This is a genomic window from Nonomuraea sp. NPDC052265, from assembly GCF_044547985.1.
Taxonomy (GTDB): domain Bacteria; phylum Actinomycetota; class Actinomycetes; order Streptosporangiales; family Streptosporangiaceae; genus Nonomuraea.
Genome location: NZ_JBIUBJ010000044.1, coordinates 1 through 15,757, shown reverse-complemented (window position 1 = coordinate 15,757; position 15,757 = coordinate 1). Strand labels below are relative to the sequence as shown.

Sequence of the window (15,757 nt, the reverse complement as noted above, 5' to 3'; positions counted from 1 at the left end):
TTCGCATTTCTGAGAACTCGAAAAGGGAGACGACAATGGCGATCAACGATCTGCGCGGTGTCCTCAAGGGGCGCGTGCTCCTGCCCGATGACCACGGCTTCGAGCAGGCGGCCACCGCGTGGAACCTGACCGTCAGGCAGCCGGTGGCGGCCGTGGCGGAGGCCGCGGATGCCGATGACGTGGCGGCGCTCGTGCGTTACGCGCGGCGGGCGGGTATGACGGTGACCGCGCAGCCGAGCGGGCATGGCGCCTCGGGTGAGGTGGAAGGCCTGATCCTGTTGCGTACCGGCCTGCTGAACGAGGTGGAGGTACGCGCGCAGGAGCGCGTGGTCCGGGTGGGCGCGGGCGTGAAGTGGGGGCAGGTGCTGGCGGCGGCCGGTCCGCTGGGTCTGACCGGCCTGTCCGGCAGCGCGCCGGGGGTCAGCGTGACCGGCTACACCCTGGGCGGTGGGATCGGCTGGTTCAGCCGCAAGTACGGCTTCGCCTCCGACAGCGTGCGGGCTGTCGACATCGTGGACGCCGACGGCGAGCCGGGCCGGGTGACCGCCGAGTCCGACCCCGACCTGTTCTGGGCGCTGCGCGGCGGTGGCGGGGACTTCGCGGTGGTGACCGCCCTCGAACTCGAGCTGTATCCCGTGCCGGTCCTGTACGGCGGGCGCGTGATCTGGCCGGAGCACCGGACCAGGGAGGTGTACGACGCGTTCCTGGAGATCACCGCCGAGGCGCCGCGTGAACTCAGTGTCTGGATCAACCGGCTTCAGCCACCCGGCGCGCCGCCGATGGTGACGCTGGATCTGGCCTACCTGGGTGAGGCGGCTCAGAGGGATGACCTGCTGGCACGCATCGACAAGATCGGGGGCGCGATCTTCGACAGCCGCGGCGTCGTCCCGGTCGCCGACCTGGGTGACATCGCCGCCGAGCCCACCGATCCGGCGCCGTCCATCGCTCGTGCGGAGCTGCTCACCGGGCTGGACGCGGACGCGGTGGAGCTGCTGCTGGCCAAGCCGGTCGAACCGCTCATCAACCTTCAGATCAGGCACCTGGGCGGGGCGCTCGCCGAGCTGGACGGCGGGGCCGGGGCGAGCGGCGCGGTGGCTGAGCCGTACCTGCTCGGCCTGCTGGGTCTCGGCCTGCCGCACGCGGCCGATGCGACGCGCGCCAGGCAGGCCGAGGTCGTGGCCGACCTTGAGTCCTACATCAGTGGCCGCAAGCCGTACACCCTGCTCTCCCCCGGTGACACGGCGGCGCAGTCCTTCTCCGGCAGCGCGCTCGCGCGGCTGCGGGAGATCAAGCGGGCCCGTGACCCGCACAACGTGTTCCGCGCGAACTACCCGGTGCTCGGATAGATCGGTTCCCAGCAGGTCACGGCCCTTCCGCCCACCGGGGCGGCGGGGCCGGGCAGGGTTCGACCACCCGCAGCGCGCCCGCGGGGTGCAGGACCTGGCCAACTCGCGGCAGGTCGTACGGGGTCCGCTGGAGGAGACGCGGGACGCGTTGAGGGCGCTCCAGACTCGAACCAGCACAACGTAAGGTCACGCAGGGTGTCGAGGGTGCGGAGATCGCGGCAGCGCGCCACCGTCAGCGTCCCCGAACTCCTCGTCGTCGCCCGCGCCCTCGACGTGCCACCCCTGACCCTGCTCGCGCCCCCGGCCGGCAACGACAGCGTGGAAATCCTTCCCGGCGTCGAAACCGACCCGCACGAAGCGCTCGGCTGGCTCGACGGCACCGCGCCCCCGCCCCACGACCAGGACGACGACGGCGCCGGCCCGCGCGCCGAGCTCCGATTACGACGCGAGCACCACGACCTCGTCGCCGACTGGACCGCCCGCACCCGCGCCGCCGCCCGCCAGGCAGCGCCCGAAAGAAGCCCTGCCACTGACCGGCTTTGGCTGACTCCAGTCCTGGCCCTCCGGGAACATGAGCATGCTGGCGTGCCCGGCATCGCGCTCGGCTATGCGAGTCGATGACGCGGCAGCGGGTCATGCAGCTGGCCACATCCGACCCAGCCTGGCCTGTGCCGCAGGTCGAGTGGCAGCAGGCGGGCCGTTACTGGCTGATCCCCTTGGGACGACTGTGAAGAGCTATCTCGCGGCGCGATTGCCCTGCTACCTCGGCCAACTCCGCTCGGGTGTACTTGGTCACAGCTTCCTCAACGACAGGCCGGCATGCGCCCTCACCCGTGGAGTACGGGACCGGTCTGGTGGTGATGACGCGCATCACCGACACTCACCCCATGAGTTGCACCGCCGGAGGGAAGCACTACGCACGGCCACCCTCCGCTTGGGCCGCGAGTACGTCGGCGCAAGCACGAAGGCGCCAAAGCCGCGAACAGGTCCCTCAGCGTGCCTTATCCCTCAGCTGTCGCGTCTGCTCGTGGATCAGGTCGTTGGCGCGCCGCGCGAAGTCGTGCACGACGGCCAGTTCCTCGTCGTTGTAGCCGGCCGCGAGGTCGGAGTAAGCATGGTTGATTCCCACCAGAATTTCCAGTAGGTCCTGATAGGGGCCCCCGCGCACGAGTTCGACCAGCACTCGCCGACGGTCTGTCGCATCCCGGCGGCGGCTGGCATATCCGGCCCGCTCCAGCCGATCGATTGCTGCCGTGATCGCACCGCCTCGAGTCAGGCCGATGTGTTCAGCCAGCTCGTGGGCGGTCATCGGTCCTTCTTTGTCGAGGACGGCCAAGCAGTTGAAGTCCGTCACGTTGATCCCGGCTCGGGCGGCGACCACCACGTGGAACAGCGCCGATCGCATCGCTGTCACCCGGCCCTGATCGGACACAGCCGCGATCAACTCCGAGCGGTCCTTCGCCGTGATCAATCCGCCCTGCCACGGCCCAATGGAGCCTGGCCGGTTACGCCCTGGCGTTCGCGATCTTGCTGATCACTGGCGGGCGGCTGGGCGACATCGCCGGCCGCAGGCGAATCTTCCTTGTCGGGGTCGCGGGGTTCACGCTCGCCTCGGTGGTCTGCGGGGCGGCGATGACGCCCGAGGCGCTCCTCGCGGGCCGCTTCGCGCAGGGTGCGCTGGCGGCGCTGATGGTGCCGCAGGTCATGTCGGTGATCGTGGCGATGTTCGAACCGCACGAACGCGGCAAGGCGTTCGCGATGCTGGGGGCGGTCCTCAGCGCGGGGAGCGTGAGCGGGCCGTTCCTGGGCGGCGTACTCACCGAGTACGACGTGGCCGGGCTGGGCTGGCGGGCGATCTTCCTGATCAACGTGCCTATTGGGGTGGTCACGTTCTCACTGGCCCTGCGCGTCATGCCGGAGACTCGCTCCACCCGTCCTCTGCGGCTGGACCTGGTGGGGGTCGCGCTGGTGAGCCTGATCGCGTTGGGCCTGCTGTATCCGCTCATGCAGGGCCGGGAGGCCGGATGGCCGGGCTGGATGTTCGCGATCATGGCGATGGCTGTGGCGGCCGTGCCCGCATTCGCCGCTCATCAGCGGCGGCGCCATCGCCTGAACGGATCGGCCCTCGTCCCACCGGCGTTGTTCGCGCACCGGTCGTTCACGGTCGGTGTGGTTGTGGTGCTGCTCGTGTTCTCCGGTGTGACGTCGTTCTTCCTGGTGCTGACGTATCACCTGCAGATGGGGTTGGGCTGGGAGCCGCTGCGCGTCGCGCTGGTGACTCTGGCCTGGCCCCTCGGGATCACTGGTACGACCCGGTTGGCGCTGCGCCGGGCGAGCCGGGGACTCGTCGGTGCCGGAGCGGCGGTCATGGCGGTAGGGGTGACCATGATGATCGTCTCAGTGGGATGGCTCGGAGCGGATCTGTCCTGGCCGTACGTGGTGGCCGCCGAACTCGTCATCGGGCTCGGGATGGGGCTGTGTGTGCCGATCCTGGCCACTGTGGCGCTTGGTGACGTGCCCGCGGACGACGCCGGCGCAGGCTCAGGGGTCGTCAACACGGCCATCCAGTTCGGCACCGCTCTGGGGGTTGCGCTCGTCGGCGCGATCTTTTTCTCTCTTGCGGGAGACAGGTTCGCCTCGGCAACGGCGACCGCGCTGTGGTTCAACGTTGCCGTCTTCGGTGTTGCCGTGCTGGCCAGCCCGCTGCTCCCCGGCATCGGTGTACGCGAGTCCGATGCGTTGGCCCGACAGGGGCACGGTGTCGCACGCCCTTGAGCAGCGACAACGGGGCGCGTTTCGCGACGGTGGAACCCGGCCCGGACCGCGAGTAAGCCGACCGTGAACACGGGCAGCCAAGCCAGCCGGGCCGCCAGCCAATCCAAGACGGCCTCGCCAATGTGGTATGCCACGCCGGCCCCGACTGATGCCAGGTGGCCGTCGACTACCGTGACACGAGTGGGTCGTCGAAGTCATGGACCATGGACGTGGCGCCGTTCATCGGGTGGGAGGCGGTCACGGCCTGGTCGCAATGCGCGAGCGGGTCAACCTGGTGCGGGGACGCTTGCCCACCGGACCGTGCCCCGGCGGCGGCTTCGGCTGGCGGCCCTGCTGCCCCTGCCGGTGGGAGCGCGTTGATCGTCCGTATCGTCGTGGCCGATGACCAGCTGCCGATCCGCTCCGCCCTTCAGATGGCCATAGCCGAGGTTTGCGACCTCGAGCTGATCGCCGGGGTGGAAACAGGACTCCAAGCCGTGCACCTTGCCGAGGCCCTGCGCCTCGCCGCCGACCTGTTCATCAGCGGCGCCACCGTCAAGGCGTACGTGACCCAGATCGGCCGCAGGTCCGGCGAGGTGGCGAACACGCCGCGCATGATGAGCGCGTGGCAGCGCAGCCTCCGTTGCGGGTTCTCGCCGTAGGCCACGACGTGGAGGGGGCTGTCCCGCATGCCGCGCGCCAGCACGCCGACCGCCGCGTGGATCTCCTCCGGCCGCAGGTCGCGGATCTCAATGGGATCCATGGGGGTCCTTCAGGTTGAGCCGGGTGTTCACGTGGGATTCTTGGCCCGGTTCGACGATCACGAACTGGCCCATCATGCCCTTGTCTTCGTGGACGAGCATGTGGCAGTGGTACATATAGGGAGCTTTCGGGTCGGTGTAGTCGCCGAACTCCACCAGCAGCCGTACGTGGCCTTCCGGCGGCACGTACACCGTGTCCTTGCGGCCCGCCTCGTACGCGGCGGGTGGTTTCCCGTTGACGTCGAGGATCCGGAAGCTGACCTCGTGGACGTGGAAGGAATGGTTGGTGCTCGGGTTGGTGAGCTCCCAGACCTCGACGGCTCCGGCCGGGACCACTTCGTCGATGCGGGCAAGATCCATCTCCTTGCCGTTGATGGAGGTGCTGCTGAAGCGGAAGGTCCGGGTCTTGGCGTTCGGCGGGACGACCGGAGCCGGGACGTCGGCGAGCCGGGGAGGCACGGCTACCGACTCCGCGAGCGGGCCCGGCGCGGTGAACTTCATCAGGTCGAAGACATCGGCGCCGCCGGTGAACCGGTCGAGCGCGGTGCCGCCGCCCAGTTCCGCGGTGAAGCTGCGGAGCACGACCTGATCGCCGGGGCGGAAGTCCACCACGACCTCGGCGCGTTCGCCGGAGGCGAGCAGCACCCTTTTCAGCCGTACGGGCTTGCCGACCAGGCCGCCGTCCGTGGCGACCAGCGCGAACTCCCGGTCGTCGGCGAAGCCGACGTGGTAGATCCGGCCCACCGAGGCGTTGACGAGCCGCAGCCGCACCCGCGTGGTGGTGACCTTGAAGGCCGGCCCGAGCGTGCCGTTGACCAGGACCTCTTTGCCGAGAAAGCCCATCAGGTCCATGCCCGGCAGCATGGACATGCCGAAGTTGTCCAGCGTGAGCGAGCCGTCGCCGTCGAAGGTGGCGTCCTGGATGATGAGCGGGATGTCGTCGACGCCGTACTCGTGGGGCAGCTTCGTTGTGTGCTCGTCGTCGATGAGGAACAGCCCCGCCAGCCCTTGGTAGACGTGGCGGGCAGTGGTGCCGTGCAGATGCGGGTGGTACCAGAGGGTGGCCGCCGGTTGGTCGATCTTCCAGGTCGGTTTCCACGTCGAGCCCGGAGCGATCATTTGATGCGGGCCACCGTCCATGACGGCCGGCAGACGCATGCCGTGCCAGTGCACCGAGGTGGCCTCGGGCAGGGCATTACGCACCTGTGGAGCCACGGTCTCACCCCGCCGTACGCGCAACGTCGGCCCCAGATGGGGGCCGTTGACGCCCCACGTGCTGGTCTTCACGCCCGGCCGCAACTCGCTGATGCCCGCCTGGAGCTTCAGGTCGAATGAGCTGCCCTCCAGCAGCGGCGGGATGCGTAGGGGGCGGTCGAACGTGAGCTCGCCCACGTTGCCCGCGGTGGAGGACAGCCAGGCCCAGCCGAACGCGCCGCCACCTGCGGCTACCAGCGCCGACACACTGACCAGCCCAGCCTTCAGGAACGTGCGCCGCCGCATCCACCCATTCCTCTCCATGTCCGTGTCATTGATCGGCCGGCCCGCTCGGCGTCAGCGGCATGGTGCTCCATCAGCTGCGCCTCGCCGATGCCCGCCGAACCATTGAGGAGGACGAAGCGCGGCTCACCCGAGCGCGATCCGTATCGCCTCGTCAAGCAAGGCGAGCTACTTCCGGCGTCCGGCCAAACGCGGATCTCATCGTTGGTCACCAGGTGACGGGCAGCGTGTTCAGGCCCGACCCGCGACTGGTGGTCAGATCGCCGGTGGAGGCGGCGAGGCTGAGGGACGGGATGCGGGTGAACAGGGTGCGGAAGGCGATCTCCAGCTCAGTGCGGGCCAGGTTCTGCCCGAGGCACTGGTGGATGCCGTGGCTGAAGGTGAGGTGCTGCCCGGCGGGCCGGTGCACGTCCAGCTCCCAGGGGTGTGCGAGCAGCGCCTCGTCGCGGTTGGCGACGGAGGTGACGATCAGTACGCCGTCGCCCGCGCCGATGAGATGCCCGCCGATCTCGACGTCTTCGAGCGCCACCCGGGGCAGTGCCCCGTCGCTGGAGACGTACCGTAGCAGTTCCTCCACCACAGCGGGCAGCGCGACCTCGCCGGTACGTACGGCGGCGAGTTGTTCAGGATGTTGGAGCAGTGCGAGAGTGCCCAGAGAGATCATGCCGGAGGTGGTGGCATGCCCGGCGATCAGCAGCACGAGAGCCAGCCCGACCACTTCGTCGCGGTTGATCGTGCCCTGCTGAACCTGGTTGGCGAGCAGTTCGTCGATCAGTCCGGCACCCGGGGCCGACTGCTTGGCCCGCACCAGCTCGTCGAGGTAATCGCCGAGTTCCGCGATCGCCTGCGTGCCCCGCTCAGGGTCGTGCCGGAGCCTGGCCCACTGCTCGAAGAACGCGTGATCCTCGTAGGGGACGCCGAGGAGCTCGCAGATCGTCAGCGAGGGCACCGGCAGCGCGAAGCCGGACACCAGGTCGGCGGGCGGCCCGGCGGCCAGCAAGGCGTCGAGCCGCTCGTTCACGAGGTGTTCGAGCCGTGGCCGCAGCGCCGTGATGCGCTTGACCGTGAAGGCGGGGATCAGCACCCTGCGCTGTCGCTGGTGCTCCCGGCCCTCGGCGCCGAGCAGCATCGGCCGGGCGCGCGGGCCGGCAGTGCCCGGTATCTGCATGGGCGAACCGGGGTGCGCGCGGTCGGCGGTCAGCCGCCGATCCGCCAGCAGGGCGCGGGCCTCGGCGTATCCGGTCACCGCCCACGCTTGGCGTCCGCCGGGCAGGCGCACCCTCGTCACCGCGCCGCCGTTCCAGCGTGACGGCTCGTAGCCGTCTGCCGGAAGGTACGGGCAGGATCTGGCCGTCGGCAGTTCGGGCAGGGCCTCGGTGGTGTGTTCCGTCATGGTGGACCTCCACGCGAATGAGAAAACCGTCAGCGCAGGGCGTCGCGAAGCGCCTGGGCGAAGGGTTCCGGATCGTTGATGAAGGCGATGTGGTTGCCCGGAAACTCGACGAACGGGCAGCCGGTGCGTTCGGCGATGATGGGCGCGGTACGGGCGTAGAACGCGCCGGCGCTGGCACTCCCGGCCGCGCTGACCACCGCCACGCCGTTGGCGCGGATCCGGTCGAGCTCCGGCACGTAATACGTGATCGGCAGGAATTCCCGCGACAGGAAGAACTGGCTGTTCGGGGTGATGTTCTCAGCCGAGATGCGGGCGACCGTGGACTCCTCGAAGCCCACGAAGGAGGAGTGGAACACCTTCATGGCCGCGACGTCGCCCTCTTTGACGTAGGTGTCGTGGGCGCCGTCCATGAACGTCTGCCAGAAGCGGCCGTCGGGCAGGATGGACATCACCGGAGCCTCGTGCGCGATCAGTTTCGTGATCGTCCACGGGTGGTGGGCTGCCAGTTCGAGGCCGATGGAGGCGCCGCAGCTGTTGCCGAAGACATAGGCCCGCTCGTGGCCCATGGCGTGGATCACGGCGACGGCGTCGCGGGCCTGCTGGGCCATGTCCATGTTCCGGGTGAGGTCGCCGCTGCTGCGGGAGTTGCACCGCCGGTCGTAGCTGACCACCGTGTACTCCTCGGCGAGCAGGGCGGCCAGGCGCCGGTGGCGGGCGGCGTCGCCGCCGCCCCCGGAGATGAGCAGCAGCAGCGGGCCGCTGCCTTGGTGGTCGTAGACGATCTGCGCGCCCTCGTTGTGAACACTGGCCGTGGTGATCACGAATGCTCCCTAGGATGCGAAACGTATCTTATTTCGCTTCGTACGCTAACACAGGTAAGATACGAAGCGCATCTTAAGGAGTGATTCGATGACGGCCACACGGCGACGAGGAGAGCGCCTGGACCACGCCATACTCGATGCGACGTGGCAGATCCTGCAGGAAGTCGGCTATGCCAGGCTGACGTTCGAAGCGGTCGCCGCGCTGGCCGGCACGAGCCGCCCAGTGCTCAGCCGCAGATGGCCCACCCGGGCCGAACTCGCGCTCGCTGCCATGGAGCGCGCCGCCCCGCCCATCATCGAGGTCCCTGACACCGGCAGCCTGCGCTCAGATCTGATCGAACTGCTGCGGCGAGCGGTGAACGGCCTCGGCACCGTACGCGGCGAGGTTCTGGCGGGATTGGCCGCGGAAACGGCCCGCGACCCGGACGCCGCCGCAGCCCTGCACGCCTGGATCGCGCGCTCCACCCGCGAGGACGCGGCGGCGACCGTCCTCGCCAGAGCGGCGGACCGGCATGAGGTCCGCGCGGTGACCCTTCCACCACGCGTGCTCCAGCTTCCCTTCGACCTGATCCGCAACGAGGTGGTGCTCCACGGCCGCCCGCCCGCCGACGGCGCGATCGCCTCTATCGTCGACGACATCCTCCTTCCGCTCATCCGTCAGCTCGCCGGCGCCTGATACCGCATCGTCGACTTGTGAGTCTCGCGGCCCCGCGCGCCCGGCAGATGCCGATGTGGAGGGTCGGCGGTGACGAACGTCATCGCCGGGGCCGTGACCTTCTCCCGGGACACGCCGGACGCGGAGAAGAAGCCGCGGGTCAGCGGGCGGCGACCGTGGCCGACAGGGCCAGGGTGGCGGCGCCTCGGGCGTGGCCGCTGTCGTCCCAGGGGCGGACCATGATCTCCACTCCTGACAGCACGCCGCTCTCCACCGCCGGTCGGAACCCGGGCTCCAGATACGGCCACAGCACGTGGCTCTCGCCGATCACCGCCAGCGCCCGTACGGCCAGGACGTTCACCACGCCCGCGGCCGCCCTCCCGAGCGCCGCCCCCGCCTCGGCCATCAGGTCGCGCACGCCCGGCACGTCCTCGGCGGCCAGCCGGGGCAGCTCGGCCACCGGCACCGGCACCGGCGTCAGCCCGCGCTCGTACGCGCGGGCGGCCAGGGCGTAGTCGGCCGCGTAGGACTCCAGGCAGCCGCGCCGCCCGCACACGCAGGGCGGCCCCTGCGGGTCGATCGGCACGTGCCCGAACTCGCCCGCGACGCCGTCGGCCCCGCGATGGATGCGCCGCCCGAGCACGATGCCCATGCCGATGCCGCCGCCGACGGCGAGCACCAGGAAGTCGTCGTGGTCGCACCCGGCGCCGAACAGCAGCTCGGCGCAGGTGCTGGCGCGGGTGTCGTTGTCGATGAGGACGGGGACCGGCAGGCGTTCGGCCAGCAGGGGCCGCAGCGGCAGGTCCGACCAGTCCAGGTGCGGCGAGATGCGCACGATCCCCCTGGCCTGGTCGATCACGCCGGGGATGGCCAGGCCGATGCCGCGCACCCGGCCGCCGGCGGCGGGGTCGGCCAGCTCGCGGGCGCACACGGCGGCGAGCTGGCCGACGGGGTCGGCGCGGGGGTCGAAGGGCACCGTGAAGCGGCGCGCCTCGCTGCCGTTGAGCCGCATGAGCACGCCGACCACATGCGTGTGGTGCACCCGCAGGCCGAGCGTGTACGCGGCGTCCGGCACCAGCTCAAGGGGCACTTTCGGGCGGCCACGCCCGGCCGCCTGCGGCGCCAGCTCGCGTACGTAGCCGAGCTCGATGAGACGCCGGGTGTGCTCGGTCACGGTCGCCGCGCCGAGCCCCAGCCTGAGGGCGAGCTGCGTGCGGTTGAGCGGCTCGGACCCGAGCGTCGTCAGGATCTCCGTCCTGGCCAGGTCCTCGCGCATCCGCGGTCCTCCCTCTTGACGTCTGATCCGGAGCAAGCCTAGGGTTCCGCATCATTAATAAATTCGACCCCGAAAAATATACCCTGACGGAGGTCCCCCCATGAAGGCACTCCTGGCCGCGGGGCTCGTACTCCTCGCCGGCGTCACCGCGTGCGGCGGCGGCGGCGCGGGCACGGCGGGCGGCGCCAAGCAGGACGACGGTACGGTCACCCTCGACTGGGAGATGTGGGCGGGCAGCGAGGAGGAGAAAGCCCAGCTCGACCACCTGGCCAAGCTGGTCACCGAGCAGGACCCGAAGATCAGGGTCAACCTGCGGACCGCGCCCTTCAACGCCTACTTCACCAAGCTGCAGACCGAGTTCGCCGCGGGCGAGCAGCCGTGCCTGGTCTCCATGCAGAGCCTGCGCCTGGGCGCCTACGCCGATCTCCTCGAACCCCTCACCGCTCCCGAAGGCTTCGCCCCCGCGGCGCTGGACGCGCTGAAGATGAACGGCAGGCAACTGGCCCTCCCCTACGACCTGGGCCCGATGCTCCTCTACTACAACAAGGACGCCTTCTCCAAGGCCGGCCTGGCCGAGCCCAAGCCCGGCTGGACCACCGCCGACTTCGAGCAGGCCGCCAGGAAGCTGACCACCGGCGGCAAGTACGGGTTCGGCATGTCCTTCTCCGACCTGCACCTGCTGTCGATGCTGCTGTCCTACAACGGCGCCAAGCCGGTCACCGACGACGTGAAGCTGCAGCTCGACAGCGAGCCCATGGTCGCGGCCACCACCTGGTACGCGGGCCTGGCCGGGAACAAGGCGGCCAGCGTGCCGGCCGGATCGGCGGAGCTGGGCTGGGGCGAGACGCAGTTCGTCAACGGCAACGCCATGATGGCGGTCGACGGCTCCTGGAACATCGGATCCACGATCAAGGACGCCAAGTTCCGGGTGGGCGTCGCGCAGCTTCCCGCCGGGGCCGGGGGCGCGAAGACGTACGTGGCCAACTCCGGGTTCGGGGTGGCCAAGGGCTGCCCGTACAAGGAGCAGGCGGTCAAGGCGGTCTCCGTGCTCAGCGGCAAGCAGGCGCAGGCGTACCTGGCGGGCGAGGGGCGCGGCTTCCCCGCGATGACCTCCGAGCAGCCGGCGTACGAGAACTTCTTGGTCGGCAAGAACCAGGACAAGGCCGACGACGTACGGGCGGCGGTGTCGGCGGTCAAGGACGCGGTGGCCGGCGGCGTGCCGCTGTTCACCACCAAGAACTGGGACGACGTCACCAAGCTCATGGCCCAGCACCTGCTCCAGGTCTACACCGGCGCGAGCGGCGCCAAGGAGGCGCTCGCCACCATCCAGCAGCAGGGGGCGCGCGGGCAGTGAGGTCACGAGAGCAGTGGAGCGCGCTGGGGTTCGCCACGCCCAGCGTGCTCGGGCTCGGGTTGTTCACCCTGTTCCCGGTCGGCATGGCCGTGGTGATGAGCTTCTTCGACTGGCCGATGCTGGGCGGGAGCAGCTTCATCGGCCTGGAGAACTTCCGCTACCTGTTCGGCGAGGACCCGGCCTTCATGTCCGCGCTGCGCAACACGTTCGTCTTCACCGGCCTGTACGTGCCGCTCAACATCGTCCTGGCGCTGGCGCTGGCGTTCTGGATCAGCAGGTCGCGGTGGCAGAACCTGTGGCGGGTGCTGTTCTTCATCCCGGCGATCACGCCGATGGTGGCCAACGCGGTCATCTGGAAGCTGCTGTTCCAGATGGTCGGCACCGTGCCGAACCTGCTGGCCGACGGGCGCACCGCGCTGGTGTCGGTGGTGGCCATGAGCGTCTGGCAGGGGTTCGGGTACAACATGATCGTCTTCTCCGCGGCGATCAACGAGATGTCGCCGTCGGTCCTGGAGGCGGCCTCGCTCGACGGGGCCACGGGGCTGCGCAAGCTGGTCAGCGTGCAGCTCCCGCTGATCTCGCCGGCGCTGTTCTTCGCCACGACGATGACGGTGATCAACTCGTTGCAGGTGTTCACGCAGCCGTACATCCTCACGGCCGGCGGACCGGGCAACGCCACGGAGACGCTCGTCATGACCGTCTACCAGGCCGGGTTCCAGTCGCGCGAGCTTGGGCTGGCGGCGGCGGGCGCGTGGGTGCTGTTCGCGATCATCCTGCTCGTGACCGCCGCGCAGTTCCTCGGGCAGAGGCGGTGGGTGCACTATGAGAGTTAGATCCGTCGTCTCCCACGTGCTGCTGGCGGCGGTGACGCTGGCCTTCCTCTATCCGCTGATCTTCGCGGTGGCCACCGCGCTGAAGCCGGCGGGCGAGACGTTCAGCGATCCCGGGTCGCTGGTCGGCTCGCGGATCCGGTGGCAGAACTTCGGCGACGTGTTCACGTACGTGCCGTTCCAGCGCTACATCCTCAACGGCGTGCTGGTGGCGGGCGTGGGCACGCTGGTCGTGCTGACCGCCTCCGCCCTGTCCGCCTACGCCTTCGCCTCGCTGCGCTGGCGCGGCCGGGACGGCGTCTTCCTGCTGTTCCTGGCCACGCTGATGGTGCCGCAGGAGGTGCTGGTCGTGCCCATGTTCATCCTCATGCAAAAGCTCGGCTGGGTGGACAGCTACCAGTCGCTGATCTTCCCGTGGGCCTTCACCGCGTTCGGGACGTTCCTGCTGCGGCAGTTCTTCCGCTCGGTGCCGCGCGAGATGCAGGAGGCGGCGCGCATCGACAGCGCGAGCGAGGTGCGGATCTTCCTGTCCATCATGCTGCCGCTGGCCAGGCCCGCGCTCGGGGTGCTGGCCGTGTTCACCTTCATCAACTACTGGAACAGCTTCCTGTGGCCGCTCATCATGGTCAACGACGTGACCGAGCGCGGCACCGTGCCGCTCGGCCTGCAGTTGTTCTTCGGCCAGAACGGCAACCAGTGGCATCTGGTGATGGCCGCCTCCATCGTGTCCATCCTGCCGACGCTGTTGCTCCTCCTCGCCCTTCAGAAGCATCTGGTCAAGGGCATCGCCACCGCCGGCCTCGCCGGCCGCTGAAAGGACCATAGTGCTGTTTTTCGACCGCCGTGTAGGCCCCGACCTGGGCGCCGACTACCCGGCGAGGGACGTGCCCGACTGGTACAGGGACGCCAAGTTCGGCGTCTTCGTCCACTGGGGGCTGTACTCGGTGCCCGCGTGGGCGACCGCCCGGCTGCCCGGCGAGCACGTGCCCGTGGAGCTGGAGTTCAGCTACCACCAGTACGCCGAATGGCACGCCAACACCGTCCGCATCCCCGGCTCGCCCGCCCGCGCCTTCCACGAGCGGGAGTACGGGGTCGGCACCCCGTACGAGGACCTGGCCGACTCCTGGCGGGCGGAGGCGTTCGACCCGGCGGCCTGGATGCGGCTGATCGCGGGGTCCGGCGCGCGCTACGTCGTGCCCACGGCCAAGCACCACGACGGGTTCTGTCTGTGGGACACCGCCACCACGGCCTTCAGCAGCGCGCGCCGCGGCCCCCGCCGCGACCTGATCGCCGAGCTGGACCGCGCCGCCCGGGCGGCGGGCCTGCGGTTCGGACTGTACTACTCCGGGGCGCTGGACTGGCACGTGTCCGACTTCCCGCCGATCCAGTCGATGACGGACCTGTTCACGCTGCGCCGCAACGACGAGGCGTTCGCGCGCTACTGCTTCGAGCAGGCCATGGAGCTGATCGACCGGCACTCCCCCGACGTGCTGTGGAACGACATCGACTGGCCCGACTCGGGCAAGGCGGCCGGGCCGCACAGCCTGCAGGCGCTGTTCGAGCACTACTACGAGCGGGTGCCCGAGGGCATCGTGAACGACCGCTGGGGCGTGCCGCACCTGGGCTCGCGCACCCGCGAGTACGTCTCCGAGCAGCAGACCTCCCCGTGGGTGTGGGAGGCCACGCGCGGGCTCGGCCAGTCGTTCGGCTTCAACCGGGCCGAGGACGAGCGCCACCTCGTCCGGCCGGACGAGCTCGTCCACCTGCTGGTCGACACCGTCGCCAAGAACGGCAACCTGCTGCTCAACATCGGGCCGCGGGCCGACGGCTCGCTGCCGGAGTCCCAGGTCGAACGGCTGCGCCACCTGGGCGTCTGGCTGGCGGCCCACGGCGAGGCGATCTACGGCACCCGGCCGTGGGTCCGGCACGCCGAGCCCGTCGGCGACCCGGTTCGCTACACCGCCGCCCCCGACGGCGGCCTCCACGTGATCGCCCTGGACCCGGCCGCGGGACGGCTGACGCTCGCCGGCGACCTGGTCGAACGGGCGCGGGCCGGAGCCACCTGGGGTGACGGCCCGGCCGCGGTGGACCGTTCCGGCGGGGTCGTCGTCCCCGAGGCGTTGCGCGGGCTGCCGGCCGCCGTCCTCAGGCTGGCGCCCGGCGCCTGAACGGGGGACGCGAACTCGTGGGCCGCGATCGCGCCATCGGCGTGGAAGGCTGACGGGACTGGAGAAAGAGGGCGGGGGCGGCCGGCGCGGCAGTCCCGGCGCTCGCCGGGCGGGCCGGTCCCGGGTCGAGCCGAGATAACGGGAAGTCCGGCCATGGGTGGATCTTGAGCGCTTCGACCTGCTGCAACGTCGAGGGGGTTCGAGCTCCGCCGTACGACTCGGGGCCCCGAATAACTGCCGGCCCCCGCTCAGCTCTTCCGCTCACCCAGGACGCAGAACTCGTTGCCCTCCGGGTCGAGGAGGGTCACCCAGTGCTGCTCGTCCTGCACGGTGTCGACGCGCCGGGCACCGAGGGAGAGCAGCCGGGCGACCTCGGCCTCCTGGTCGTCGGGGCGAAAGTCGGGGTGGAGCCGGTTCTTCGACGTCTTGCCCTCGGCGACAGGCACGAAGAGCAGCCCCGGCATCCGGTCCGGCTCAGGCCGGATCTCGATGATCTCCTCAGATTCGTCGACCACAACCCAGCCGAGAGCCTCGGCCCACCAGCGCCCGAGAGCGACAGGGTCGGCGGAGTCGACGATGATCTGTTCCCATTCCAGTGCCATGGGCTTGAGCATAGACAGGACCGGCGGCGCGGCCCCCGGAGGGTCGAGCCGAGATACGAGCAGAAGCGGCCAACGGTCGATCATGTTCGTGATCTCGGAAGTGGACTGGCCAGAGCGCCCAAGATCCACCCACTCCGCCGCGCCCGGCCGGGTGTTCGCCTCGATGCCCGCCCGGAAACGCGGTTCCTCCACGTACAGGTAGCTTTTTTGAACGTGGAACTCGTGCGTCATGTCGTAGAACCAGCGGGCGATGTGCTGCAGCTGCGCCTCGGCCACGTCCATCGCCGCCTCGCTCGACGG

Annotated in this window: 15 protein-coding genes; 9 read left to right on the top strand and 6 right to left on the bottom strand. The window is 69.8% G+C overall.

The window, feature by feature from the left end:
• Window positions 1-35 precede the first annotated feature (35 nt).
• The gene (locus ACIHAD_RS47825; protein WP_397361545.1) at window positions 36-1,346 is read left to right on the top strand and encodes an FAD-binding oxidoreductase; all 1,311 of its coding nucleotides are present in this window, start codon (window positions 36-38) and stop codon (window positions 1,344-1,346) included.
• Window positions 1,347-1,550: 204 nt separating this feature from the next.
• Window positions 1,551-1,967, top strand: coding sequence for a hypothetical protein (locus tag ACIHAD_RS47820; protein WP_397361544.1), 417 nt, complete (start codon window positions 1,551-1,553; stop codon window positions 1,965-1,967).
• 370 nt (window positions 1,968-2,337) lie between these two features.
• Here ACIHAD_RS47820 and ACIHAD_RS47815 read toward each other — a convergent pair whose 3' ends face one another.
• Complete coding sequence (locus ACIHAD_RS47815; protein WP_397361543.1) at window positions 2,338-2,817, bottom strand: MarR family transcriptional regulator; 480 nt, start codon at window positions 2,815-2,817, stop codon at window positions 2,338-2,340.
• Between ACIHAD_RS47815 and ACIHAD_RS47810 the strand changes: the two genes are divergently transcribed.
• A complete protein-coding gene (locus ACIHAD_RS47810; protein ID WP_397361558.1) occupies window positions 2,817-4,121 on the top strand; it encodes an MFS transporter in 1,305 nt (434 codons plus the stop codon). The two genes, ACIHAD_RS47815 and ACIHAD_RS47810, sit on opposite strands and share 1 nt — an antisense overlap.
• Window positions 4,122-4,477: 356 nt before the next feature.
• A complete protein-coding gene (locus ACIHAD_RS47805) occupies window positions 4,478-4,762 on the top strand; it encodes a hypothetical protein (protein ID WP_397361542.1) in 285 nt (94 codons plus the stop codon).
• A gap of 87 nt (window positions 4,763-4,849) precedes the next feature.
• Here ACIHAD_RS47805 and ACIHAD_RS47800 read toward each other — a convergent pair whose 3' ends face one another.
• The 3 genes from ACIHAD_RS47800 to ACIHAD_RS47790 form a co-directional block, all read right to left on the bottom strand.
• A complete protein-coding gene (locus ACIHAD_RS47800; RefSeq protein ID WP_397361541.1) occupies window positions 4,850-6,361 on the bottom strand; it encodes a multicopper oxidase family protein in 1,512 nt (503 codons plus the stop codon).
• Window positions 6,362-6,566: 205 nt separating this feature from the next.
• Entirely contained in the window at window positions 6,567-7,751 is a 1,185-nt protein-coding gene (locus ACIHAD_RS47795) for a cytochrome P450 (protein WP_397361540.1), read from the bottom strand.
• Window positions 7,752-7,780: 29 nt separating this feature from the next.
• Complete coding sequence (locus ACIHAD_RS47790) at window positions 7,781-8,572, bottom strand: alpha/beta fold hydrolase (protein ID WP_397361539.1); 792 nt, start codon at window positions 8,570-8,572, stop codon at window positions 7,781-7,783.
• Between the two features lie 88 nt (window positions 8,573-8,660).
• Between ACIHAD_RS47790 and ACIHAD_RS47785 the strand changes: the two genes are divergently transcribed.
• Window positions 8,661-9,248: a TetR/AcrR family transcriptional regulator gene (locus tag ACIHAD_RS47785; protein ID WP_397361538.1), complete on the top strand. Its 588-nt coding sequence runs from the start codon at window positions 8,661-8,663 to the stop codon at window positions 9,246-9,248.
• 139 nt (window positions 9,249-9,387) lie between these two features.
• Here the strand turns inward: ACIHAD_RS47785 and ACIHAD_RS47780 are convergent, their stop codons facing one another.
• Window positions 9,388-10,503 (bottom strand): ROK family protein, encoded by a 1,116-nt coding sequence (locus ACIHAD_RS47780; RefSeq protein WP_397361537.1) that lies wholly within the window; start codon window positions 10,501-10,503, stop codon window positions 9,388-9,390.
• Window positions 10,504-10,603: 100 nt separating this feature from the next.
• On the opposite strand from ACIHAD_RS47780, the gene ACIHAD_RS47775 reads away from it, so the two are divergent.
• Genes ACIHAD_RS47775 through ACIHAD_RS47760 form a run of 4 tightly spaced genes read left to right on the top strand, consistent with a single transcriptional unit; the run spans window position 10,604 to window position 14,855 of the window.
• Window positions 10,604-11,857, top strand: a complete 1,254-nt coding sequence (locus tag ACIHAD_RS47775; RefSeq protein ID WP_397361536.1) for an ABC transporter substrate-binding protein — start codon at window positions 10,604-10,606, stop codon at window positions 11,855-11,857.
• Entirely contained in the window at window positions 11,854-12,690 is an 837-nt protein-coding gene (locus tag ACIHAD_RS47770; RefSeq protein WP_397361535.1) for a carbohydrate ABC transporter permease, read from the top strand. The genes ACIHAD_RS47775 and ACIHAD_RS47770 overlap by 4 nt, the downstream gene beginning before the upstream one ends.
• Window positions 12,680-13,501, top strand: a complete 822-nt coding sequence (locus ACIHAD_RS47765; protein WP_397361534.1) for a carbohydrate ABC transporter permease — start codon at window positions 12,680-12,682, stop codon at window positions 13,499-13,501. Before ACIHAD_RS47770 ends, ACIHAD_RS47765 begins: the two co-directional genes overlap by 11 nt.
• Window positions 13,502-13,511: 10 nt before the next feature.
• Complete coding sequence (locus tag ACIHAD_RS47760) at window positions 13,512-14,855, top strand: alpha-L-fucosidase (protein ID WP_397361533.1); 1,344 nt, start codon at window positions 13,512-13,514, stop codon at window positions 14,853-14,855.
• A gap of 248 nt (window positions 14,856-15,103) precedes the next feature.
• On the opposite strand, the gene ACIHAD_RS47755 is transcribed toward ACIHAD_RS47760, so the two are convergent.
• On the bottom strand, window positions 15,104-15,757 hold a 654-nt coding region (locus ACIHAD_RS47755; protein ID WP_397361532.1), incomplete at its 5' end, for a VOC family protein.

Coding starts and splice junctions, on each gene's coding strand:
- ACIHAD_RS47825 (WP_397361545.1), top strand. CDS start 36: ATGGCGATCAACGATCTGCGCGGTGTCCTCAAGGGGCGCGTGCTCCTG.
- ACIHAD_RS47775 (WP_397361536.1), top strand. CDS start 10,604: ATGAAGGCACTCCTGGCCGCGGGGCTCGTACTCCTCGCCGGCGTCACC.
- ACIHAD_RS47785 (WP_397361538.1), top strand. CDS start 8,661: ATGACGGCCACACGGCGACGAGGAGAGCGCCTGGACCACGCCATACTC.
- ACIHAD_RS47800 (WP_397361541.1), bottom strand. CDS start 6,361: ATGCGGCGGCGCACGTTCCTGAAGGCTGGGCTGGTCAGTGTGTCGGCG.
- ACIHAD_RS47795 (WP_397361540.1), bottom strand. CDS start 7,751: ATGACGGAACACACCACCGAGGCCCTGCCCGAACTGCCGACGGCCAGA.
- ACIHAD_RS47780 (WP_397361537.1), bottom strand. CDS start 10,503: ATGCGCGAGGACCTGGCCAGGACGGAGATCCTGACGACGCTCGGGTCC.
- ACIHAD_RS47765 (WP_397361534.1), top strand. CDS start 12,680: ATGAGAGTTAGATCCGTCGTCTCCCACGTGCTGCTGGCGGCGGTGACG.